The sequence below is a fragment of the Helicobacter sp. 23-1048 genome (assembly GCF_053654545.1).
Genome location: NZ_JBSIUT010000001.1, coordinates 505,375 through 527,427 on the forward strand (window position 1 = coordinate 505,375; position 22,053 = coordinate 527,427).

19 protein-coding genes and 3 pseudogenes are annotated in these 22,053 nt (G+C 39.6%); 9 read left to right on the top strand and 13 right to left on the bottom strand.

Annotated elements, in window-relative coordinates; translation table 11 throughout:
• Entirely contained in the window at positions 1 to 1,308 is a 1,308-nt protein-coding gene (gene hemL, locus ACWIWK_RS02550) for a glutamate-1-semialdehyde 2,1-aminomutase (protein WP_454150547.1), read from the bottom strand.
• Between the two features lie 79 nt (positions 1,309 to 1,387).
• The gene (locus tag ACWIWK_RS02555) at positions 1,388 to 2,308 is read right to left on the bottom strand and encodes a DMT family transporter (protein ID WP_454150549.1); all 921 of its coding nucleotides are present in this window, start codon (positions 2,306 to 2,308) and stop codon (positions 1,388 to 1,390) included.
• 124 nt (positions 2,309 to 2,432) lie between these two features.
• Between ACWIWK_RS02555 and ACWIWK_RS02560 the strand changes: the two genes are divergently transcribed.
• On the top strand, positions 2,433 to 3,065 hold the full coding sequence (locus ACWIWK_RS02560; protein ID WP_454150552.1) for a LysE family translocator: 633 nt from the start codon (positions 2,433 to 2,435) through the stop codon (positions 3,063 to 3,065).
• A gap of 7 nt (positions 3,066 to 3,072) precedes the next feature.
• Here ACWIWK_RS02560 and htpG read toward each other — a convergent pair whose 3' ends face one another.
• The gene (gene htpG / locus ACWIWK_RS02565) at positions 3,073 to 4,938 is read right to left on the bottom strand and encodes a molecular chaperone HtpG (RefSeq protein WP_454150554.1); all 1,866 of its coding nucleotides are present in this window, start codon (positions 4,936 to 4,938) and stop codon (positions 3,073 to 3,075) included.
• A 262-nt stretch (positions 4,939 to 5,200) separates the two neighbouring features.
• Between htpG and ACWIWK_RS02570 the strand changes: the two genes are divergently transcribed.
• Genes ACWIWK_RS02570 through ACWIWK_RS02580 form a run of 3 tightly spaced genes read left to right on the top strand, consistent with a single transcriptional unit; the run spans position 5,201 to position 9,322 of the window.
• Entirely contained in the window at positions 5,201 to 5,374 is a 174-nt protein-coding gene (locus tag ACWIWK_RS02570) for a hypothetical protein (protein ID WP_454150556.1), read from the top strand.
• Complete coding sequence (locus ACWIWK_RS02575) at positions 5,310 to 8,123, top strand: TonB-dependent receptor (RefSeq protein WP_454150558.1); 2,814 nt, start codon at positions 5,310 to 5,312, stop codon at positions 8,121 to 8,123. The genes ACWIWK_RS02570 and ACWIWK_RS02575 overlap by 65 nt, the downstream gene beginning before the upstream one ends.
• Positions 8,124 to 8,161: 38 nt before the next feature.
• The gene (locus ACWIWK_RS02580; protein WP_454150560.1) at positions 8,162 to 9,322 is read left to right on the top strand and encodes a cytochrome-c peroxidase; all 1,161 of its coding nucleotides are present in this window, start codon (positions 8,162 to 8,164) and stop codon (positions 9,320 to 9,322) included.
• A gap of 34 nt (positions 9,323 to 9,356) precedes the next feature.
• Here the strand turns inward: ACWIWK_RS02580 and ACWIWK_RS02585 are convergent, their stop codons facing one another.
• Complete coding sequence (locus ACWIWK_RS02585) at positions 9,357 to 10,118, bottom strand: carbonic anhydrase (RefSeq protein WP_454150562.1); 762 nt, start codon at positions 10,116 to 10,118, stop codon at positions 9,357 to 9,359.
• 129 nt (positions 10,119 to 10,247) lie between these two features.
• Positions 10,248 to 10,925 (bottom strand): lysophospholipid acyltransferase family protein, encoded by a 678-nt coding sequence (locus tag ACWIWK_RS02590; protein WP_454150564.1) that lies wholly within the window; start codon positions 10,923 to 10,925, stop codon positions 10,248 to 10,250.
• A 132-nt stretch (positions 10,926 to 11,057) separates the two neighbouring features.
• On the opposite strand from ACWIWK_RS02590, the gene mqnE reads away from it, so the two are divergent.
• The 4 genes from mqnE to ACWIWK_RS02610 all read left to right on the top strand — a co-directional run bounded on the left by mqnE (position 11,058) and on the right by ACWIWK_RS02610 (position 14,305).
• Positions 11,058 to 12,224: an aminofutalosine synthase MqnE gene (gene mqnE, locus ACWIWK_RS02595; protein ID WP_454150565.1), complete on the top strand. Its 1,167-nt coding sequence runs from the start codon at positions 11,058 to 11,060 to the stop codon at positions 12,222 to 12,224.
• A gap of 32 nt (positions 12,225 to 12,256) precedes the next feature.
• Complete coding sequence (gene lpxC, locus ACWIWK_RS02600) at positions 12,257 to 13,165, top strand: UDP-3-O-acyl-N-acetylglucosamine deacetylase (RefSeq protein ID WP_454150567.1); 909 nt, start codon at positions 12,257 to 12,259, stop codon at positions 13,163 to 13,165.
• Between the two features lie 164 nt (positions 13,166 to 13,329).
• On the top strand, positions 13,330 to 13,722 hold the full coding sequence (locus ACWIWK_RS02605; RefSeq protein ID WP_454150569.1) for a hypothetical protein: 393 nt from the start codon (positions 13,330 to 13,332) through the stop codon (positions 13,720 to 13,722).
• Between the two features lie 175 nt (positions 13,723 to 13,897).
• Positions 13,898 to 14,305, top strand: a complete 408-nt coding sequence (locus ACWIWK_RS02610; protein ID WP_454150571.1) for a hypothetical protein — start codon at positions 13,898 to 13,900, stop codon at positions 14,303 to 14,305.
• 90 nt (positions 14,306 to 14,395) lie between these two features.
• On the opposite strand, the pseudogene ACWIWK_RS02615 reads toward ACWIWK_RS02610, so the two are convergent.
• The 8 genes and pseudogenes from ACWIWK_RS02615 to cysK form a co-directional block, all read right to left on the bottom strand.
• A pseudogene (locus ACWIWK_RS02615) lies at positions 14,396 to 14,621 on the bottom strand (type II toxin-antitoxin system HicA family toxin).
• A gap of 3 nt (positions 14,622 to 14,624) precedes the next feature.
• A pseudogene (locus ACWIWK_RS02620) lies at positions 14,625 to 14,780 on the bottom strand (type II toxin-antitoxin system HicB family antitoxin); the annotation flags it as partial.
• 256 nt (positions 14,781 to 15,036) lie between these two features.
• On the bottom strand, positions 15,037 to 15,258 hold the full coding sequence (locus tag ACWIWK_RS02625) for a type II toxin-antitoxin system RelE/ParE family toxin (protein WP_454150573.1): 222 nt from the start codon (positions 15,256 to 15,258) through the stop codon (positions 15,037 to 15,039).
• Complete coding sequence (locus ACWIWK_RS02630) at positions 15,248 to 15,481, bottom strand: hypothetical protein (RefSeq protein ID WP_454150575.1); 234 nt, start codon at positions 15,479 to 15,481, stop codon at positions 15,248 to 15,250. The genes ACWIWK_RS02625 and ACWIWK_RS02630 overlap by 11 nt, the downstream gene beginning before the upstream one ends.
• Positions 15,482 to 15,527: 46 nt before the next feature.
• The gene (locus ACWIWK_RS02635; RefSeq protein ID WP_454152011.1) at positions 15,528 to 17,972 is read right to left on the bottom strand and encodes an Eco57I restriction-modification methylase domain-containing protein; all 2,445 of its coding nucleotides are present in this window, start codon (positions 17,970 to 17,972) and stop codon (positions 15,528 to 15,530) included.
• Between the two features lie 99 nt (positions 17,973 to 18,071).
• Positions 18,072 to 18,410 (bottom strand): annotated as a pseudogene (locus ACWIWK_RS02640) (type IIG restriction enzyme/methyltransferase); the annotation flags it as partial.
• Between the two features lie 10 nt (positions 18,411 to 18,420).
• Complete coding sequence (locus ACWIWK_RS02645) at positions 18,421 to 19,458, bottom strand: DUF7149 domain-containing protein (protein ID WP_454150577.1); 1,038 nt, start codon at positions 19,456 to 19,458, stop codon at positions 18,421 to 18,423.
• Positions 19,459 to 19,523: 65 nt separating this feature from the next.
• The gene (cysK, locus tag ACWIWK_RS02650; RefSeq protein WP_454150579.1) at positions 19,524 to 20,429 is read right to left on the bottom strand and encodes a cysteine synthase A; all 906 of its coding nucleotides are present in this window, start codon (positions 20,427 to 20,429) and stop codon (positions 19,524 to 19,526) included.
• Between the two features lie 177 nt (positions 20,430 to 20,606).
• Between cysK and ACWIWK_RS02655 the strand changes: the two genes are divergently transcribed.
• On the top strand, positions 20,607 to 22,046 hold the full coding sequence (locus ACWIWK_RS02655; protein WP_454150581.1) for a M20/M25/M40 family metallo-hydrolase: 1,440 nt from the start codon (positions 20,607 to 20,609) through the stop codon (positions 22,044 to 22,046).
• Positions 22,047 to 22,053 lie beyond the last annotated feature (7 nt).

Consider the following 22,053-nt stretch of genomic DNA (forward strand, 5'->3'; position numbering starts at 1 on the left):
TTACACTCCTTGAGCGATTTCTAAAAAGCTCTCTCTTGCGGCATTTATGCTAAAGTGTATTTTATCTTCTCCCATTGCCGTGCAGATAAATCCTGTTTCAAATTGCGAACAAGCCAAATACACACCTTTTTTAAGCATTTTTTGATGAAAGAGCGCGAAAGTTTTTGTATCGCTTTGTTTTGCGTCATCAAAGTTTTTTACAGGATTTTGATTGAAGAAAAATCCAAACATTGAACCACGAACGCACACTTGCAATGGGATTTTAGCCTCTTTTGCGCCATTTTGGAATCCGCAAGTAAGTTTGTTGGCGAGATTCTCCAGGTTTTTATAAATGTTTGGATTGCGTTTGAGTTTCATAAGTGATGTGAGACCTGCGCTTACAGCGATTGGATTCCCGCTGAGCGTGCCTGCTTGATACACCGCTCCCACAGGCGATAAGAGTTTCATAATTTCATCTCTACCACAAAACGCAGCGAGAGGCATTCCCCCGCCTATGACTTTACCAAAAGTCGCCATATCAGGCAACACATCACAAAACTCTAAACTCCCACGCAAGCTAGCACGAAATCCACTCATCACTTCATCAAAGATAAGCACCGCACCAAATTCATCACAAAGATTTCGCAATGCACTTAAAAAATCCCTATCCGCAGGCACAAGTCCCATATTTCCAGCGATTGGTTCGATGATGACGCACCCCACACCACTACTATTGTTTTGACTTATCTCAAAGCATTGTCTTACAGAATCTATATCATTATAACGCGCTACTAAAGTGTGTTTGCTTATGTCGCTTGGCACACCGGGCGAACTTGGATTCCCAAAAGTGGCACAGCCACTCCCCGCACTCACAAGCAAACTATCGCTATGCCCGTGATAGCAACCATCAAATTTGATAATATCATCTTTTTTGCTGTATGCTCTTGCTACTCGAATGGCACTCATTGTCGCCTCTGTGCCAGAGCTTACAAGGCGCACTTTATCAATGCCATCATAAATGCTTATGATTTGCTTTGCCAAAGCGGTTTCAATCTGTGTGGGTGCGCCAAAACTAAGTCCATTTTTGGTCGCTTCTAATACGCTTGATTGTATATCATCATCACAATGCCCAAAAATAAGCGGTCCCCAACTTTGCACAAAATCAATATATTTGTTGCCATCTTCATCATAAATATACGCCCCTTGCCCTTTTTTAATAAATGGTGGCACGCCACCGACAGAATTAAACGCTCTCACAGGTGAATTTACACCACCTATAATGACTTGTTTTGCCTCGTTAAAATCATTGATACTTTGGACTAGATTCATATATTCCCCTCCAACATTAAAGTTTTTAGCATTATAATTTGGCTTGGCTTAAAATTCTAATAATTTTGATAAAATCTTTTTAAGTTTTAGCCCGCACAAGGATAAGTCCTCCAGCGATAATCCCACCAATGCCAGCTAGCACCATAGCACTTGGGAAACTATCGCCCAATATTAAGCCCAAAAACATTGAAAACACTACATCTAAATATCCCACTCCAGCGATAATCCCAGCTTTTTTTGCTACGCCATAGGCTTTGGTGATATGAAGTTGATACAACACCCCTAGCACACCCATAACTACAATGATAATCCAAGACTGAGCACTTGGTATCGCAAATGGAGCAATGAGAAAGTCAAGATTCTCTACATATATGCTTGGTGCGTAATATCCAGCGAGCATTGAAAGCAGTGGCATCAGCGTGCCAACCACCAAAAAAGAAAATACAATTTGTTCAGTGGCATAAAACTTCCGCAATCGTCTCGCACTCGTAAGTGCCAACGCACTAAAAAATCCACTCATCACGCCAATAATGGTGTTTTTCATATCAAATCCTGTGTGAGCGTCATCTTGCACCCAAGGATGTGAGACAAGGAGCACACCTAAAAATGCTAGCGCGATACCAAAACTTCCTCTAAAACCAATTTTTTCATCAAAGAGGATAAAAGCGATGAATGCAATAAAAATGGGCGAAGTTTTTTGGAATGCGAAAGCCCCACCAAGAGAGATGTGTGAGACATTGTAAAAAAATAAATACAGCGAAACCGCCCCCGCAAATCCACGAAATATGAGTAACCAAAAATGCCCGCCTATCTTATGAAATCGCAATCGCCAAAGCAAATACAGCATACAAATACAACCAATAAAGTTGCGGAAAAACACCACTTCAATCGCGGGCATTTCATCGCATACAATCTTCGCGCACGCTCCCACTAGAGCAAACTCAAGGCAGGCTAAAATCATAAAATATAAACTCAAATGATGTTTTATGACCCTTAGCATTATAACCCCTTGAAATCCTTGTAGATTCCAAGAATTATAAAACAAAAATATCAATCTAAAACATATAAAACAAAAAGTATTTTATGCTACACTTTTGCGAATTTAACGCATTGTGGGGAGCAGTATGGAATCTTTAAGCCTTGTGAGTGTTTTTGTGGTTGGGTTTATCGGCGCGATAACACCCGGACCAGATATTTTGCTTGTGCTTCGCTATGGATTAAATTTTGGACTTAAGTATAGTATTAGCGCGTTTTTAGGCATCGCGAGTGGTTGGGTGATTTTTTTAGGCGCGATTTATTTGGGATTATCAGTATTTTTAAACACGCCAATATTTCAGTTGGTTGTGAGCTTTGTTGGGGGGCTGTATTTGGGGTATTTGAGCGTGTGTATGCTTCGTGCAAAAGTCGATGAAAAAGCCCTGCAAAACCAAATTGATAAAAAAGAGCATATTCCTAAGGGCGTGGTGTATTCTTATTGCAAGGCATTATTTATTAACCTCTCAAACCCAAAGGCTATCCTCTTTTTTACCACTATTATCGTGCCATTTATGGGTGTGGATATTGGCACACCGCTTTTAGTGCTTTACATTTCTCTTTGCACGCCTTTTTGTCTTGTTATTATCGTGGCAAATTTCGCACGCAAACTTGTAACGCCTCGAGTTTTTGTGTGGATTGATAGAATCTGTGGCGTAGTGTTTGGAGCATTTGGGGTGTTTTTGTTTTATGGTGGGATTTTGCTGGCAATGGATATGGCATAGAATCTCTTTATAGAGATTCTATAATAAGTGTGTTTATGCGTTCGCTAAAGTCTTTGGCGTCTTGTAAGTTTTGTCCTTCTGCTACAAGTGCGCTATCAAAGAGCAAATGTGCGATTTGAGCGATTTTTTGCTCTTTGATTTTGCCATTTTTGAGTTTAGCAAAAATGCTATGATGAATGTTAAGCTCAATGTCTGGTTTAGATTGTGGGGCTTTTTGTCCCATTTGGGCGAGGAGTTGTGCCATCATTGGATTATCATTTTGGCGTATAATGCTTATGGGCGCTTGTTGCATAAGGCTTGTAAGTGTGATTTCTCCCACTTTTTCACCTAAGGCATTTTTAAAGCCCTCTAAGATTGTTTCAAACTCTTTTTTTGTTTTTTCATCGATTTGTTCATCGCCAATTTCGCTTAGTGCGTCTTTGGTGCTAATGTTTTTTAGTGGCACTTTATCGTATTCGCCAATGCTTGGGATTACCATTCCATCGATTTCATCGCTTAAGAGAAGCACCTCAAAGCCTTTATTGTGGAATTTTTCTAGTAATGGTGAGTGTTTGAGAATCTCTTTATTTTCTCCAAGCAAGTAATAAATGCTTTTTTGGTCTTTATTCATAGAATCTTTGTAGTCTTTAAGCGAGATAAACTCACGCGTATTGCTCTCAAAGCGCAAGAGTTCTAAGATTTTTTCTTTATTTTCATAATCGCTATAAAGTCCCTCTTTAAGCACCTTACCAAATTGAGTATAAAATTGTTTAAAAATTTCCTCTTTTTTGGTGAGGTTTTTAATCTCGCTTAGGATTTTTTTTGTGCTCGCAGATTTAATGTTTGCGAGAATCTTGTTTTGTTGCAAGATTTCTCTACTAACATTAAGTGGCAAATCCGCACTATCAATCACCCCACGCACAAATCGCAAATATGGCGGCAAAAGTTCTTTATCATCATCAGTGATAAACACGCGTTTGACATAGAGTTTTATGCCACTTTGATAATCCACTCGGTAAAGGTCAAATGGCGCATTTTTAGGAAAGTAAAATAAAGTCGTGTATTCTAAATTCCCCTCCACTTTGGTATGCACATAATGCAGTGGCTCGCCATTATCGTGCGCAAAAGATTTATAAAATTCATTATAATCCTCTGGCTTTAACTCTGCTTTTGGTAATGTCCAAAGAGCTTTTGCCGAATTTATTTGCTCGATTTTATCCTCTGTATTTTTGCCTTGTTTTTTGCTCTCTTCTTCGCTAAGCGTTTCGGTGAAATGCAAAAAAATTGGGAATCCAATGTGTTGAGAGTATTTATCGATAATGCTTTGAATCTCCCAGCGCGAAGCATAATGCTTTTGGTCTTTTTTAAGATAAAGCGTGATATTTGTGCCAAATTCCTCTTGCACGCATTCCCCGATTTCATACTCACCCTTGCCCTCGCTTATCCACGCATACGCTTTATCCTCACCTGCCTTTTTGCTCTGCACCACCACTCTGTCTGCCACCATAAAGGCGGAGTAAAAGCCCACGCCAAATTGTCCAATAAGTGCAGAATCTTTTTTCTTATCTCCACTTAGTTGTGAGAGGAAGCTCTTTGTCCCAGATTTTGCGATTACGCCTAAATGCTCTTTCATATCCGCTTCATTCATACCAATGCCATTATCACTAATGCTAAGCGTGCCCTTTTTCTCATCAAATTGAATATCAATGCGCGGAGTAAAAGTAAGATTTTTATATTTTTCATCACTTAGTGTGAGATAAGAGAGCTTATCAAGTGCGTCAGAAGCGTTGCTCACTAGCTCGCGTAAAAAGATTTCTTTGTGCGAATAGAGCGAGTTAATCATTAAATCCAAAAGTTGGGTAATTTCTGTTTCAAAATGGTGTTTCGTTGCCATTGCAAACTCCTTGAATGATAAATTTTAGTGCATTGTAGCAAAGAAAAGTAACACAACCCAAAACTTTAGTTTATTTTATCAATAATCCTTATATAGAATCTATAAACTTTTATAAATCAAATCACTAAATATTTACGCATAAAAATCCAAAATGGTAGCAATTATTGCCAAAATATTAAAATATTTTAGCATTTAAGCGAGTTTTTATTTTAGATTTATTATAATCAATCCCAATTCTATAATTATCATTAAGGATTTATTGGTGAGAAATACCACTATTTTATTTAGATTATCAATAGCCACTCTTAGTTTATGTAGTGTGGTATTTGGAGATTCTATTTCGCGTCAAAGCATTATGTATTTCGCTCAAAATGAGCAAGATTCCACAATGGCAAACACAAACAACTCTGCCCCCCCCCCCTCAAGGAGAAAATAGCAATGGCAAAACCGATGAGAAAAATTTACAAAAAGTTCAACTTGGCAAAAGCACAGCCATCGCAGAGAGGGAGTTTGAAACTTATAACTCAGGAGCACAAGTGAATCGCCATATATTAGAATCTATCCCAAATGGCAATGGCGATATTGGAAGCGTGCTAAAGATTTTGCCAAATGTGCAGTTTGATAACGCACAAGGTAAATCCTCTACTGCAGGTGAGATTGACTTAGCGAGCATAAGCATTTCAGGCGGGCTATTTTTCCAAAATAATTTCCAGCTTGATGGCTTTAATATCAATAACGATATAAATCCTATGGGAAACAAAGTCTTTGGGAGCTCTAATCATCAACAATGGGGGAGCACTGCTTCGCAAGGCTTGCCTGTGGATACAAGCCTGCTCGATTCTATCACCGTGCTAGATAGCAATGTAAGTGCGGCGTATGGACGCTTCACAGGTGGCGTAGTGGAGGCAAATGTGCGCAAACCACGACAAGATGATGGCGGTATCAAAGGCTGGCACGGCAATATTAGTTATCAAATCACGCAGGGCAATGCAATGCCTAATGCGTTTTCAATGACGCGATACCATATCCACGAGCTTGAGTGGGAGAATTTCATAAACTCCACAAGCGAGTATTATCAGCCAGAGTTTATCAAGCACGCCATTAGAGCAAATGTGGAGGGCTATGCTACCAAAAATCTTGGCATTATCGCCTCTTTTAGCACGATTAGGAGCTATATCCCGCTATTTGCTTATACAAACACATATAGTGCAGGCACAGAGGCAGGGGGCAAAAAAGAACAAAAGCGCGTGAGCGATGATTATTACATAAAAGCACATTATACTCCAAACGAAAAACTCACTATCGAAGCAAATATAGCGTATATGCCTCAAGATAACACTTACTATCGTCCCAATGTCAAAGACAGCTATTTTGATTTACAAAGCGGGGGAATCCAAAGTGGGGTTAAAGCACTCTATCAAGCCTCCATTGGCTTATTAACCACACAAATTGGCTACAACTTTATGCAGAGCAGTCGTGATTCTCAAAGCAATTTTTGGGCGACTTGGCGATATAGCGAGGGTGATAAAAATTGGGCGTATTCACCCACCACGACTAGACGCACAGTCTCTCAAGGTGGCTTTGGCGATATGGAGCAGACTTCTCATACTCTAAATTTTAAAAGCGATTTTGACTTTGAGGAGTTAGAGATTTTGGGCATTACGCATAATTTCAAAGTTGGTGGCGAAGCAGGGTTTAATAGTGCTATGCGTAATCGCGCAAATGGATATTATATTTTTAGTGGGTATAATCTAAATGGACTGGGCACAACTTATGTCGCTAATCTAAATGGTGGCTCTTGTGGGGTGGATTCTCTAGGGCTTACATCTTGTTCGGAGGCGACTACGAATTATGGTGGGGCGAATTATAACGAAACTTGGCAGGGGCAGTATTTCAATCAAGTGCGTGCTCACGCTCCGGGCAAAAATGTCTTTAACACGCTCTCGTATGGAATCTACGCAGAAGACGATATGGGGTTTGATTTAGGCAAAGTAGGCGAGCTAAGCACAAGACTTGGGTTGCGTTTAGATGGAGATAATTATATGAGTAAGCACACACTTGCCCCGCGATTTTCTACAAGCTATAAAACGCCCGTGAAGCAAGATTGGCGCACGCAATTAACCTTTGGAGCAAATCGCTACTATGGGCGCAATATGCTTACTTATAGAATCTATGATGCTGATAATGCCGAGCAAAGTTTGAAGTATTATTATCGCACCAGTGCGCAAAGTGATTGGATTTTATCAAGCGCAGACCACCCGATAACTTCTACGATTTTTAGCAAACTCAAAGTCCCCTATGATGATGAGCTAATGGTTGGGATAACACAGAATCTAGGGATTTTTAGCGTGAGTGTAAAATATATCCACCGCGATGGCAAAGACCAAATCTATCGCACAAGGCGAGATTCTAGCATTCCCCGTCCTGATGAATCGCATTCTAGTAGTAGCTATATTTATAGTAATGGTGGGAAATCTCGCACCGATGTCATAGCACTCACTTTGCAAAATATAAAGCCAATCATCACGCAAGGAATTGCGCATAATTATTTGTTTAGCTTTGATTATACGCAAAGCAAACGCGATTATAATCCCTATCTTACAAGCACGGATTATAATGCAAATTTATTTGATGTAGTGCTGTGTGAGGGCAAACTCGCTTTTTATGGGCAGTGCTTTGAGCAACCTGAAAATTTCGTGCGTCCTTGGACACTGCGCCTTACTACCACGCACGCCTTTGTGTTAAAGCGCACCAAATGGATTATCAATAATTTCTTTCGCTTTCGCAGTGGGTATAATAGGCGATTGCAAATTTGGAATAAGCAATATAAAGACTACCAAACAACTCGCCCAAACATTTATCAGCAATATCAAGGACCGGGCTTTGATGCGAATTTTGATTTTTTAGACCAGTATGCAACTAGAGAGATTAGGTGGGCGTTTAATTGGGATATGCGAGTGGGCACAGAATATCTCATCACAAAAAGCGGGCACACAATTTATGTCAATGTGGATATAAATAATGTGCTTAATTTACGCAATGAGACGACACTCACCACAGGCAGTGCGAATCTAGATGGCGGTGGCGATGTAGCAAGTGCATATAATGCAAATGCGCTCAGCTACACCGCAAAGGCGTATGAGTTAGGTAGGCAATTTTGGGTGCAGGTGGGGTATAAGTTTTAGGCTATAAATTCAACTTACAAAACAACAAAGGAGCAAAAATGAAGAAAATCGGTGTGGTAATAGTATTTTTATGGTGTGTTGGCGGGCTTTTTGAGCTAGTGGGTGCGGAATCCAAACCAAATATCAACAAACTTCGCGCAATGTATAGCAACAAAGATTCTAGTAAATGGACTAAAGCACACATTGATGAGCGAATCTTGCGTGAAATTGCAAAAGATTTAGGGTTGCCAAATCATACAGATAAGGGCAATGAGGCAAAAATCCGCGCTCATATTGAGCTAAGGGCACTACCCTTAACGCCACCTTATCCGCAATCTAATCCCTTTAGCGAGGAAAAACGCGCTTTGGGCGAAAAGCTCTTTAACGACCCGCGTTTATCAAAAAGCGAGCAAATTGCGTGCGCCTCTTGCCACGATAGATATTTAGCCTTTGGCGATGGCAAGCCATTAAGCCACGGGCATAATAGACAGGTAGGACGCAGGAATGCGCCAAATATTATGATGAGTGCTTTTAGCACGGAGAATTTTTGGGACGGGCGGGCAAAAGATTTGGAATCTCAGAGCCTCTTTCCCATTGCCGACCCAAAGGAAATGGCAAGCACAGCGGATAAAGCCGCTAAAAAACTTAATGGCATTAAGGAATATAAAGATGAATTTCAAAAGGTCTTTGGCACGCGTAAAATCACTAAAGAGTTAATGGCACAGGCTATTGCCACTTATGAGCGAAGCCTTATGCCAGCTCAAACACGCTTTGATTTGTTTTTAAACGGGGAATCTAAGCGATTAACCGATAAAGAAGTTTTAGGCTTGCATATTTATCGCACTAAAGCACAATGCCTTAACTGCCACAATGGCGTGGCACTCACGGATAATAAATACTATAATTTGGGCTTGCATAATTATGGTAGAGAGGGCGAGGATTTAGGACGATATGAGGTTACAAAAGACCCTCTTGATATGGGGAAGTTTAAGACTCCCACACTGCGCCGTGTCGCGTTGAGTGGTCCATATTTTCATAACGGAAGTTTTCGCTTTATGCGAATGGTGCTAATGCACTATAATATGGGATTTTTTGGCGGGAATCCAACGCCAGAGCAAAAAAACGACCCACTTTTCCCAAAAACAGACCCGCTTATTCGTCCTCTTGGGTTAAATCTTGAGGAATTTGAGGCATTAGAAGCATTTATGAATGTGTTGTAAGATTCTGTGAAATATCACAGAATCTTTTGAATCGTTATGGTTGGACAAAAGTAACTACTCTGCCGTTGATTGGTTGTATAGGGCGAGCGTTTTGCTTGAGGATTGCTCCAAGTTGTTCAAGTTGCTTTGCAGATGCTTGGATAGTATCTTTCATAACGACCCAAGTTACATTGCCACTGCAAGGCGGAGTAGTCAAACTCCCTTGAAATGTGTAATACGCACTTTTGCTTGGCAATAAAGTGCTAAGCGAAATTCCTTTTAGCTTAAGTGGTTTTGTGTCATTGAGCTTTTTTGGTGTAGCCTTTAGTAGTGCTTCTAGCGCACCATTTTGTTCGCCATCTTGGATAAACACGCCGACCACAAGCAAGTTGCCATCAGTATCCTTATGCACTAAATGCACTTCAGCAGGATACGCCTTGTCATTTATTTGATTTTCAGATGGGGTATGGAAATGCAACTGCACGAGCTCATAAGATTTATTGTTAAAGCCTAGTGCCCCAGCATTATCAAATCCAACTTGCAATGTATGTCCGTTATTTACGATGTCTCGCGCTTTGCTTGCATAAGAATCTTCAATAGCAAAGTTAGGATTTGCCTTTGCCTTTTTTGCCTTAGATTCTACGATGTTGATTGGTGATTGGAGCTTTTCTGTCTTGCACGCTGCAAAACTGCTATCCAAATCCCCCCATTTTGCTGGACCCTCATCGCCTGTATATCCCCAATGTGTGTGATTCTCTGCTAGAGCAAATCCACACAAACACGCCACGAAACCTAAAGTTTTGAGAACTTTATTCATAGGAAACCTCCAATACATTAAAATGAAAATACGCTGATATAGTATCTTTTTTTTTACAAAAATACGCCTAAAATTTGATGGATTGGTTATATAAATGACAATATATTTATACAAACTCCATTATGTAAGTTATGAATTTGTCGGCATATTGCCAGAATCTGGTGCATCCATTTTGTCTTTAAAGATTTTTTTTGCTTCTTGTAGGCTTAAGTTATCCACTCTAAAACTTTCTAACGCATAAAATTCAATTTTACAAAAAGGTTTTGGGATAATAAATTTATCCCAAGTCTTAAGTTGCCAATATGCGCTACATTTCACGCGCAATGGCACGATTGGCACGCTAGCTTTTTGACTCATAGCGATGATTCCATCAGCGATAGAGTGGCACGGACCTCTTGGACCATCGGGCACGACACCCACATCATAGCCATTTTTTAGTAGTTTTAAAGAATCTATGAGCACCTTTAGCCCACCTTTAAAGCTCGAGCCTCGCAATTCTTTAAGCCCAAAGTAAGTGCAAAGTTTTGCCATTGGCTCGGCATCGAGGTGCTGTGAAAAAATTATATGGAAATTTTTCGCCCTTTGTGGGTTTAGCTTTTTTAGACGCGGTTTAAAGTAGAGTAAAAAAAGGATTGGGAGCATTAGGATTTCGCCGTGCCAAAAGCCAATAATAAAATTTTGCTTAAAGATTTTTTCATCAATATAAAAACGATGACGCGTGAAACAATATAATATCCATATAGCGATAAATCCAAGTGGTGGTATCAGCACAGCAGCGAGTTTGCGCCGAAATTCTCTTAATTCCATTGTTGCCTTTCATTAGTCATTGTATAAATGTGGTATGAAAATCGCATTTATAAACACATAAATTGTAGCTAAAGATTTACATAAACGCGTTATTTTATGATGAAAATTATCATTTAACAAGGACAACAAAGAATGCGTGCCAAAGAGTCAAAAGAAATTTTACAAAAAGCCATAAACAACGAGAATCTCAAAGCAAGCGAGTTGGTTAAACTCTATGAACTTGATATTTTTACGCTTGGTGAGGCGGCAGATTCTATCCGCACGCAAAAATTTGGCAAAAAAACTTTTTTTAACATTAACCGCCATATTAACCCAAGCAATATTTGTGCGGATATTTGCAAGTTTTGTGCGTTTTCAGCCCATAGAAAGAATCCAAATGCCTACCAAATGAGTTTAGGGGAGATTATCAGTCAAGCATATAATTCCTATCAAAATGGTGCAAAAGAAGTGCATATCGTCTCAAGCCACAATCCAAACTATTCGTATGGGTGGTATATGGATATGTTTAAAGAAGTGCGTAAGGCTTGCCCAGAGATTCACATAAAGGCAATGACTGCGGCAGAAGTGGATTTTTTAGACAGGAAATTTAACAAAGGCTATAAAAGAGTGCTTGAGGATATGGCAGAGGCGGGCGTGGATTCTATGCCGGGTGGTGGTGCGGAAATCTTTGATGAAAAAGTGCGCGCATACATTTGTAAAGGCAAAGTAAAATCTCATAGGTGGCTTGAGATTCACCGATATTGGCATTCGCTTGGGAAGATGAGTAATGCGACAATGCTCTTTGGGCATATAGAATCCAAAGAGCATAGAATCGACCATATCCTGCGATTAAAAGATTCTCAAAACTCTAAAGAGCGCGTAGAGAGTAAAAGTGGAGGATTTAATGCTTTTATTCCATTGCTCTATCAAAAGCAAAACAATTATCTTAGGGTGGAGAATTTCCCAAGCGGACAAGAGATTTTAAAAACAATCGCCATTGCACGCATAATTTTACAAAATATCCCACATATTAAGGCATATTGGGCGACTTTAGGGCTTAATCTCGCCCTTGTCGCGCAAGAATTTGGCGCAGATGATATGGATGGCACGATTGAGCTTGAGAGTATCCAATCTGCCGCAGGAGCAAAAAGCAAAAACGGAATCACAAAGCAAGAGATTATCTCCCAAATCAAAAGTGCAGGGTTTATCCCTGTGGAGCGAGATTCTTTATATAATGAAATTTGTGATTACACACAGGATATACCACAGGCGACACGCACAAACATATCGCTAAGTGATAGCGCAGGGAATGTGGGCTAAAGTGCAAGAGGCAGAAAATTAAGGAGGCAACAATGAAACAAAAAACTATCGGCAAAAAAGTTGAATTAGTGGGAATCGGATTGCACAAAGGCGTGCCTGTCAAAATGACGCTAGAGCCATTAGCTCCAAATAGTGGGATTGTGTTTTATCGTAGTGATATGGGTGTGAGTATCCCGCTATGCCCTCAAAATGTGATAGACACGACAATGGCAACGGTGCTCGCCAAAGATAACGCGAGGGTTTCAACCATTGAGCATTTGCTCTCAGCCATTCACGCACACGGAATCGATAATCTCAAAATCACCCTTGATAATGAGGAAGTGCCTATAATGGACGGCAGTGCGATAGGGTATTGTATGCTTTTAGAGGAGGCGCAAATCGTCCGTCAAGATGCGCCCAAAAAGGCAATGCGCATTAAAAAACCAATCGAAGTCAAAGATGGTGATAAATTCGTGCGTATAGAGCCAAGCGAGCGTGTGGTATTTGATTTTCGTATTTCTTTCCCACATCAAGCTATTAAAGAGCAGGCATATACATTTACTTTTTCTACAAGTGGGTATATCGAGGAGATTGCGCGGGCGAGGACTTTTGGCTTTTTAAGCGAGGTGAATTATTTGCGCTCTCAAGGGCTTGCTAAGGGGGGAGATTTGAGTAATTGTATCGTGCTTGATGATAATGGCGTGATGAATAAAGATGGATTGCGCTATAAAGATGAGTTTGTGCGACACAAAATTTTAGATGCTATTGGTGATATGGCGGTGCTTGGAATCCCGCTCATTGGTAGTTACATCGCTTTTGCGGGGAGTCATAAACTAAACCACCTCCTCACGCAAAAAATCCTAAACGAACAAGGCGCGTATGAAGTGGTGGATTTAGATGAAGTGGCTGAAGATGAGGCACTAGATTACGCACTAGCGCAAGATTACGAGCACAAAATCTAAATTTTTATACAAATTTTTACAATTTTGTCTATGGTGGCTTAATTTTTGCTATTGCAAGGAAGTGGTGTTTAGGAATCTTTGTGAAATTTTATAGATTCTTAAGCGCGAAAGAACTACAATGTATGCTTTGCAAGTGGTATTAAAATTTTAGGGAAGTGCAAGTCGTGGGCGAGATTCACAAAATATTAAACTTTTTACAAGCTAATTGGCATTTGACGGCGTATATTGGCGTGGTGGTGATTTTGGTGTCTCCTGTGGTGCTGTGGCTTTGTAAGCTGGCGGTGGATATTTTTGGGATTTTTTCCGTAGTTTTTGTAGAGATTACCTTTTTTATTACGATGCTTTTGCTTTGCTTTGTGGTGTTTTTAGGAATCAAGCAAGGATATAACTGCCTTAATGGCACGCAAGCAATACAAGCTGTGTGGCATTATATGGTCGCTAGTATCGCTTCGCTAGGGCTAATGGTAATGCTTAAGCGAATGCGCGATAAACAAAGTATCAGCACCAAGACAGAGCAATCCAGCGTTACCACAGATTCCCAAGATTTTGAATTTTAACCTCGTAATTTACCTACTTTTTCTTAGTTGTATTAAGTTTAATACATTTTTTTCAAAAATTGACAAAAACTCTCTTTTTTATGGTAAAATGTCGCTCTAAATCGTTTTTTTTTTTTTTGTCTTGCGCCGTTCTCATCAGTATTTTTGGTTTTATAAATTACTTAAAGGAGGAGTGATGAAAAGCATTTTAGCAAGGCTTGCAGGCGTGGTATTTGTATTTGGGTTGGTAGCGTGTGGCTCATCTAGCAGGAGTGCCGATGAAGCCTCAATAGAGTATGTTAAAAGCTGCTTTAGTGGCAGTGGGACGGAGTTTTTAAGCAATGCACGGGGTCCAAATGGCACTACGCTTGATAAAGAGCGGGTTATCGAGCGCACACAAGATATAGCCCAGCTACGCAGTTTCGCTCAAGCTCGAGGCGGGCTGAAGGCTATAAGCGTGCTAAAAAGTAGCAATATATCAAATGAAATACACAAGAATCTTATGCTTATAGAGTTAAAGGTGGAGTTTCATAATGGCGAGGCGGTGGATTATGTTGTGAAAGTCGCTCTTATTGATGATGTGTGGCGGGTGCTGGTGGATTGAGCGCGCGGGGCTATTGATTGGATTGTATGATTTTAATCTCATTAGAATCTAGCTCGTAGAGGGCATAGGCTAGCGTGTCGATTGTAGATTCTAGTGCGCTTGTATCCGCGCTAGAATCTTGTGCTTTTTGGTTAATCCTCCAAAAATCTCAAATAATTCTTTGATGATTTTTGGGTGTAAAATTTTCCCGCTATGGTGTGGCAAAACCATTCGTTTCGATTCTTTTTTGGATTCTATGACTGCCACTTTGTCTATCCACCACGAAGCCATTTTGCAATAGCAATGCCTCCGCTTCTTTTGCGACAATGCGATGAATCACATCTGTCTCTAAACTCTCCAAATATAGCTTAATGGCTTCTTTGATATTTGCCCGTGCTTCCTCAAAGCTCGCTCCCTCGCTTACGCAACCTTTTAGCTCTGGCACAAACGCAAAGTAGCCGTTTTCGTCCTTTTGTATCACTGCGTTTATTAGTATAGCTGTCCTTTTTTGCGAATTGTAGCATAATTTTTGGATTCGATGATTTTGTGCGAATCTAGGCTTTGTAAAAGGTTAGTTTTATTTTTTGTTTGGATTGCTTCGTTGTAGCTTCGCCACACCTCGCAATGACGCTTTTAGCTTTAAAATTTTATCTACAACATTTTGTGTTACTAATATTTGATATTTTATTCGTTTGGTTGCCACAGATTCCATTTGCAAATCCCCAAAATCACTAGTTTATCCTTGTCGCTATCTATGAGATATGCACGACATAGCCCTTGTAAATAAAATCGCGGATATTTGGGTTGCTAAAGTGGATTGATTTTCGATATTTGCGTGGCATAGAATCTAGCTGTTGGATTTTGTCTAAAAATTCGCACTCAAAATTTAGCGCATTTGCAATGCTATCTTGTGCGATAAAATCTAGCACCACTTGGAGTTGTGCTATAAATCGTTCGCTAAATTCAATGTGCATATTTCGCTTGTAAGTCCTGCATAAAGTCTTGCATTTGCTCTTTATACTGCGGTAGAGTCTTGGTTTTTAGCTTGCCTTTTTCATAGTCTTTAGCGTCTTGTTCTACCTGTGCTATGAAGTCTTGTGTCTGGTTATTTGGTGCATAGTCGATATGCAAATCATCAAGCAATGGCAAGATATAAGAAGCTTGAATCTTGCTTAGATTTATCGTATAGCGTTGCATAGCTGTCCTTTTGTGTAAAATTTTTGTGCAATTTTAGCATAAATATTTATGAGTTTTTGATTATGCCAATCTCGTGGGAATCCAATCCATAAAGTGCATAGACTAGCGAGTCGATTTGGGATTGTAAATCTTTGATTTTTGTGTCATATTGAGGTTTCGCAGAAACCGAAATATCTTTGTTGTCATTTTGAGCGGAGCAAAAAATCTCTTTTGTTGATTGAGATACTTCGCTTTCTTGCGAAAGCTCAGTATGACAAAGATTTTTTGACTCCAAAATCGTATCCACGAGATTTGCAATCTCATCGGCGATTTTGCGATTTTTGGAATCTATTTTTGGGATAGGGATTTTTCCTGCCACTTCGTTAGAAAAATCCATCGAGCGAATCGCTTTAGCATAAGCAAATCTGTGTGCATACCAATTTATGAGTTTTGAGTGAAATAACCCTAAAATAAACTTATTTGAAATATCCTCTTTGCAAATTATTTGAAAAATTGTATTAACGATTTTGTAGCTTTTATCATTAGTAATCGTGCCTGTAAATTTTATGTGTGATGTTGGATTATCAATGTGTGAGATGATTCGTTGCAATAAAATGCCATTGTCCTTTATTGTGGAATGTTCGCCGATTTTGTTTTTGTCAATATAACCCTTAACACCACTTATTGTGTATCTTTGGATTTCATTTCCACCCAAAACTTTGTATCCTTTTGAATCTTCATTCATAAATTTTTGAAAACTATCACCACGATAACATTCTGCAAAATCTAAAAGTGTTTGTTTGCAATTTTTACAAATTTTAATCCCCAAATCCAACTCTCTTTTGGTTAAGCCATTGACAAATATCCCAAATAAATCAATAAGTTTTTTATCAACAATAATGCTTTGACTTTGCGTTTGAGATTGACTAGATTCCGAATTTTTAAAGAAAATGCTTTTATAATTTTCATATTTGTGATTTTTATGCACGACATAGATTACCATTTCAAGCTTGACATAATTCCACGCCTTGCCACAATCTGCTAGCAAATAAAGATTTGGGTTTAGCACTTCGCGCAAGGGTTTCCATTTGGCGACATAGGCAAGGGATTTTGGCACGATAAAGGTATTTATGCCATTTGGACTTGTGATTTTATCGCCGAGCAAAATAAAAAGTTGCGCGGTATTTGTCGAGTTGAGTTTATAAATTTGCTTATATTTTTCTCTATCCTCTTTGCTTAAATCCGCACCATACGGTGGATTGCCTATCACTAAATCAAATCCCATAAAGTCGCCATTTTCGTCTAAAACTTCGGGGAATGCAAATCTCCATTCAAAAGAAGATTTTGCTTCATTTGCGATATTTTCATAGGCATTCATAGACTTTACCAATGCGATAAAATCGCGTTCCACAAATTCGCGTGGGTCATCTGCTTTAGGAATATCAAGGATTATCTGATGAAAATTAAAGTCATTTATATAAGTGTTTAGTTTGTTCTGCCACTCTTGTAGTTCTGCTATGTCGATATTTACCATTCGCGCATTATCGATACCATTGCAACCATAAGTTTTGAGATATTCTGCAAAAAGGATTTTAAATTCTCGATATGTAGGGTGCGTTTTGACAAAAAGATTTAGGATAAAGTCTTTGGCGGATTGTATTTTGCATTTATGCTGTGCTTTTAAGTCTTTGTGTGTTTCGTTTTTGTAGGCGTTTGTGGCTTCTTTGTAGATTTCGATTTGTCGAGGGAGTTTATTTTTTAAATCATTTAAAATCGCTTTGATTTCATAGCTAAAGACTAAGGTTTGTTTTTTGTTATTTTCTACTTTATCAGTCATGGTGAAAAGTCCTGCGGATTGGAGCAAATCTTTTAGCTGTTTTTCTAGCTTGTCTTTGGCAATATCTAGCGCGATATTTGAGAGCAGGCTATTTCCACATTTGATATTTATATCGATATTTGGGAGGGTTTGCATTTGGTGGATATGCGCGCTTAAAGTTGACTCATATCCCTCATCGCCCTGCGTGAGATAATAGCTATTTTTAAGCAATTCAATCCATAATCGTAGCCTGCAAATCTCCACCGAGTTTGGGTTTATATCCACGCCAAAAAGGTTGTTTTCGATTATGGATTGTTTGAGCGTGAAAAGTTCTTTTTGGATTTGATACTCTCTGCCTTGTGAATCTCTTTTATACGAGAAATCTGCTATATCTATCTCATCATCGATGATTTCTAAATGTGTAATATCGCTATTGATTAAATGCAGGTCATAATGTATCTGTATCATAGCATTGAGCGCGGATACGAGGAAGTGTCCGCTCCCCACAGCAGGGTCGCAAATGCGAATGCCTTGGAGCAAGGTTTTATACTTTTGTTTGATAGCGTTTCTATCCGCGCTTTGTCTCATTTCCATTTTAATTTCATCTTGTATATCACTTATATGTTTGCATTGCCACTTAGGATTTGCCTCATTAAACTTCTGTAAGACAACTCGCTCTAAACTCTCCTTACACATATATGCTGTAATCGCGCTAGGTGTATAAAATGAGCCGTCTTTATACGCATTTAGTCTCTCAAAGACATTGCCTAAAATGCTTGCGCTAATAAGCGTCTTGCCTTGTGCTTCTACCTCTGCAGTGCCAAAGTCAAAGGCGTTTAAAAACTCAAATAAATAGGATAAAAATTTCACTTCGCCTTTTTTGCTTTTGCCTGTGGCTTCTTTGATTTGTGTGTGGGGATAGTAGGATAATTTTGCTTGATTATTAAGACTTGAAATCTCTAGCAAGAATGCTTGATTGTGTGGATTCTCAATGTTTTGTCTTTGAAAGAGTGATGAGTTGAGATAAGGGAGGTGGTAAAATGGCGAGTTTGTATCGTGCCTTTTATCGTGGGGGAGCGCGAGAATCTCAAAAAACAGCTCGCTCAGTGTGCCAAAATCTTGGATTGTGCCAGATTCAAAGAACCTATCCCCCCCCTAATTGCCTATCTGTCGAGAATCTAACGAGGTTTGCCTCGATGAGCTTTAAAAATAAGATTCTATTTAGCCATAGGATTATGAGCTTCATCACATTTTCAAAATTTTTATCTTCTGGCGCAAGTTTGTGGAGTATATTATCATACAGCGTTCCATTGTTGTTTGCTCTTGGTGTGAGCTTTTCTTTATCTTTACCTTGCTGTAAGCCTAAAATATAGAGCAATTCTTTATAGAAATTTTCGCTAATTTGGTTGTTGATGTTGGGGTTAAACTCGCCGAGTAAAAAATCTCTATGAAAGGCTTTGATAAAGGGTTTATAATCCTTAGAATCTCTTAGGGAATCTAAATCCAAAAACAACGGCTGCAAGGCTTGCAATCCCTCTGTTACTAAAAATCTCTCATATTCATCGCTCGCTAAATACTCTTTTATGTTGGTGTAGAAGTCTTGGTTGTTGTCTTGCTCGCTTTTTGGAATCTTTGTGGTAAGATTGGCGTGATTTTCTGGTAATTGTTTGAAAAGCTCACGGATTCTTTTGTCTTGGTAGAAAAACTTATCAAACTGCGCCTCCCTAAAAATATAAAATTGTGTGAAATTTGTGATTATGATAAATTTTACTTCGTTGTTGGTTCTTGTCTTTTCTCGTAAATAATACAGTATGGTTTGGTGTAGAGATTTTGTGTTATAATTATCGAGTCTTATCATTTCAGGGCTTTTTGGGGCTTTGACTTCGCATATCACGCTGACTTTATCGCGTTTTTTAATGCTTATATCAATTTCACTATTGCCCTTTTGAGAATCTCCCACAACCACTTCATCTTCATCAAAGCCTAGTGCCCTGAAAAATCCTCCCAAAATCTCTGCTTTTGCGCGCTCATTTTGCTGGCTAGAATTTTGGAGTTTTTTGTGATATTCTTGCAAGGCATTGTCAAATCTCACCTCACTATCGTGTAATGGATTACTTTGAAAGTATAATGGTGTAAAAAACTTTTGCGCTTCTATGGATTCTATGGGTTGTAGTTTAAGCATTGCCGACCTTATTTGGGCTTATTTGTGGGTTAAGTCGCGCCTTTGCAAGACACGACTTTTAAGTTTTACAAAGTATTAAACAAATCCGTGCTTAAATATCGCTCGGCGGTGTCATTAAGCACAGTTAAAATCGTTTTATCGCTATGCTCGCGTGCGATTTTGAGAGCCGCGCTTACATTTGCACCGCTGGAGATTCCCACCATTATGCCGATTTTGCCAAGCCTTTGCGCCATAGCGATAGCGTCATCGTTCTCCACGCACGCGATTTCATCTATCACATTGCGGTTTAAAATCTCAGGGATAAAGTTCGCGCCAATGCCTTGAATCTTATGCCCGCCTGCTTGTCCTTTGCTAAGCAGTGGCGAAGCAGCTGGCTCAACGCCTATGATTTTGATATTTGGGTTTTTTTCTTTGAGCACTTCGCCCACACCGCTTATCGTCCCGCCTGTGCCAAATCCCGCGACAAAATAATCTAAATTAGAGCCAAAGCTCTCCCAAATCTCAACTGCAGTCGTTTTTTTGTGCATTTCTTTGTTTGCAAGGTTGCTAAATTGGCTTGGCATAAAGGCATTTGGCGTATTAGCTAAAATCTCATTTGCCTTGTTGAGCGCGCCTTTCATTCCCTCGCTTGCGGGGGTTAGCTCGAGCTTCGCGCCAAAGAGTTGCACCATTTTCCTACGCTCGATACTCATAGATTCTGGCATTGTGAGGATTATCTTTAGCCCCAAGCTCGCGCAAATCATTGCTAGTGAGATTCCCATATTGCCACTTGTGCATTCTACAATGGTGGTGTCTTGGTTTATCTTGCCACTTTTGAGTGCCTCATCTATCATCGCATACGCCGCCCTGTCTTTGACCGAATGGCTAGGGTTTAGAAACTCGCACTTGCCATAGAGGTTTGGCGCGATTTGCTTTAGGCTTATGATTGGTGTTTTGCCGATAATGTCGGTGATATTTTCATAGACTTTCATTGTCTCTCCTTTTATGTTCCTCTTTTTATGAGGGTTTTGATTTTGTGTTTAACGCGCATAACATAGCAAAAAATCTATTTACAATCAAGGGAAAGACTATGCACTTATACAAATCTCTTATTTGTTTTGCTATAATCGCACCTGTTTTATCTAAACAAATTGCATAAATGAGAGAATATGATACAAAAAACACTTGAATATTTTGGCAAAATCGCTAGTATCCCGCACGCTAGCTATGATACAACATTGCTTTTTGAATTTTTATTGCAAGAATGCGAAAAATTAGGCGCGCAAGTCAGTGTCGATGAAGCGCGCAATATCCATTTGCTAAAGGGCAATCCAAAATGTTGCTTACAGGGGCATTATGATATGGTAGCGGTGGGGGAAGCGCGAGAGAAAAAGCCACTTGAGCTCTATGAGGAAGCGCAAGGAGAGAGGCGATTTTTACGCGCGCGAGATTCTTCGCTTGGTGCGGATAATGGCGTTGCTATCGCGCTGTGCTTGGCATTGGCAAACAAATATGATGATATAGAATGTCTTTTTACCAATGATGAGGAAGTGGGTATGCTTGGGGCAAAGGCATTGCAACTGCCAATACACGCTACCATTATGCTTAATTTAGATTCTGAAAATATCAATGAAATTGTGCTTGGTTGCGCGGGCGGTATGGATATAAATGCAAAAAAATCTCTTATTCCTCAAAAGCGCAAATATGCGCATTTTTACACCATTACCGCGTTTGGATTCCAAGGGGGGCATAGCGGGATTGATATAAACAAGGGACGCGATAATGCTATTATTGAGTGCGCGAAGTTGTTAGGAGAGTTGCCTTGCGAGATTATGCGCTTTAAGGGTGGGGAGAAGCGAAATTCTATTCCAACGGGCGTTGAGGTAGTTATCGCAAGCGAGCGAGATTTGCTTGATTCTTTGGCGTTAGGAAAATTTTGTAATCATTTAGAATCTTTTGAGGAATCCACGCAATCTCTTTGCCTAAAGAGTGTTAAAAATTGGGGGTTTGCCTTTAGACAATGCGAGTGGGGTGAGAATCTTAGCTTTGCTAAAGAGCAGATTCTCCCTATTTTGCTAGAGATAAAAAGTGGCGTGTATGAGAGTGATGGCGCGGTGGTGCTAAACTCCGCAAATCTTTCTCTTTGTGAATTAGAGCTTGCTCCAACGCCGACTTTTAGTCTAAGCATTATGGCGCGGGCAAATGATGATGAAAAACTCGCACACACCAAGACACACTTACAACAATCACTACAAATGCAGGACTTTGCAGTGGAGATAAGTGATTTTTACGGAGCGTGGAAACGAAGCATACACGATGATGACACACTTTTACAACTCCTTATGAAAGAATTTAATGTGTGCGACATCACACCAAGTGTGGTGCAGATTCACGCGGGATTAGAATGCGGGATTTTGCAAAAGCGCATTAGTGAGCTACGCGCTAAAAGTGGTGGCAAGAGCGAGTCTTTAAAGATTCTCTCTATCGGTCCTAGCATAGATTTCCCGCATAGCACGCAAGAGAGGCTTGATTTAGCAAGTTTAAAACATTTTGTTACAATCGTGGAAAATTTTATGCAATCATTGCAAAAAGATTGTAAGGTTGGTTAGGAGAGGA

What these genes read in the sequence shown, in the direction of transcription:
- hemL (WP_454150547.1), bottom strand. Translation starts at nt 1,308, where the DNA reads ATGAATCTAGTCCAAAGTATCAATGATTTTAACGAGGCAAAACAAGTC.
- ACWIWK_RS02555 (WP_454150549.1), bottom strand. Translation starts at nt 2,308, where the DNA reads ATGCTAAGGGTCATAAAACATCATTTGAGTTTATATTTTATGATTTTA.
- ACWIWK_RS02560 (WP_454150552.1), top strand. Translation starts at nt 2,433, where the DNA reads ATGGAATCTTTAAGCCTTGTGAGTGTTTTTGTGGTTGGGTTTATCGGC.
- htpG (WP_454150554.1), bottom strand. Translation starts at nt 4,938, where the DNA reads ATGGCAACGAAACACCATTTTGAAACAGAAATTACCCAACTTTTGGAT.
- ACWIWK_RS02575 (WP_454150558.1), top strand. Translation starts at nt 5,310, where the DNA reads ATGAGCAAGATTCCACAATGGCAAACACAAACAACTCTGCCCCCCCCC.
- ACWIWK_RS02580 (WP_454150560.1), top strand. Translation starts at nt 8,162, where the DNA reads ATGAAGAAAATCGGTGTGGTAATAGTATTTTTATGGTGTGTTGGCGGG.
- ACWIWK_RS02585 (WP_454150562.1), bottom strand. Translation starts at nt 10,118, where the DNA reads ATGAATAAAGTTCTCAAAACTTTAGGTTTCGTGGCGTGTTTGTGTGGA.
- ACWIWK_RS02590 (WP_454150564.1), bottom strand. Translation starts at nt 10,925, where the DNA reads ATGGAATTAAGAGAATTTCGGCGCAAACTCGCTGCTGTGCTGATACCA.
- mqnE (WP_454150565.1), top strand. Translation starts at nt 11,058, where the DNA reads ATGCGTGCCAAAGAGTCAAAAGAAATTTTACAAAAAGCCATAAACAAC.
- lpxC (WP_454150567.1), top strand. Translation starts at nt 12,257, where the DNA reads ATGAAACAAAAAACTATCGGCAAAAAAGTTGAATTAGTGGGAATCGGA.
- ACWIWK_RS02610 (WP_454150571.1), top strand. Translation starts at nt 13,898, where the DNA reads ATGAAAAGCATTTTAGCAAGGCTTGCAGGCGTGGTATTTGTATTTGGG.
- ACWIWK_RS02625 (WP_454150573.1), bottom strand. Translation starts at nt 15,258, where the DNA reads ATGCACATTGAATTTAGCGAACGATTTATAGCACAACTCCAAGTGGTG.
- ACWIWK_RS02630 (WP_454150575.1), bottom strand. Translation starts at nt 15,481, where the DNA reads ATGCAACGCTATACGATAAATCTAAGCAAGATTCAAGCTTCTTATATC.
- ACWIWK_RS02635 (WP_454152011.1), bottom strand. Translation starts at nt 17,972, where the DNA reads ATGTGTAAGGAGAGTTTAGAGCGAGTTGTCTTACAGAAGTTTAATGAG.
- ACWIWK_RS02645 (WP_454150577.1), bottom strand. Translation starts at nt 19,458, where the DNA reads ATGCTTAAACTACAACCCATAGAATCCATAGAAGCGCAAAAGTTTTTT.
- cysK (WP_454150579.1), bottom strand. Translation starts at nt 20,429, where the DNA reads ATGAAAGTCTATGAAAATATCACCGACATTATCGGCAAAACACCAATC.
- ACWIWK_RS02655 (WP_454150581.1), top strand. Translation starts at nt 20,607, where the DNA reads ATGATACAAAAAACACTTGAATATTTTGGCAAAATCGCTAGTATCCCG.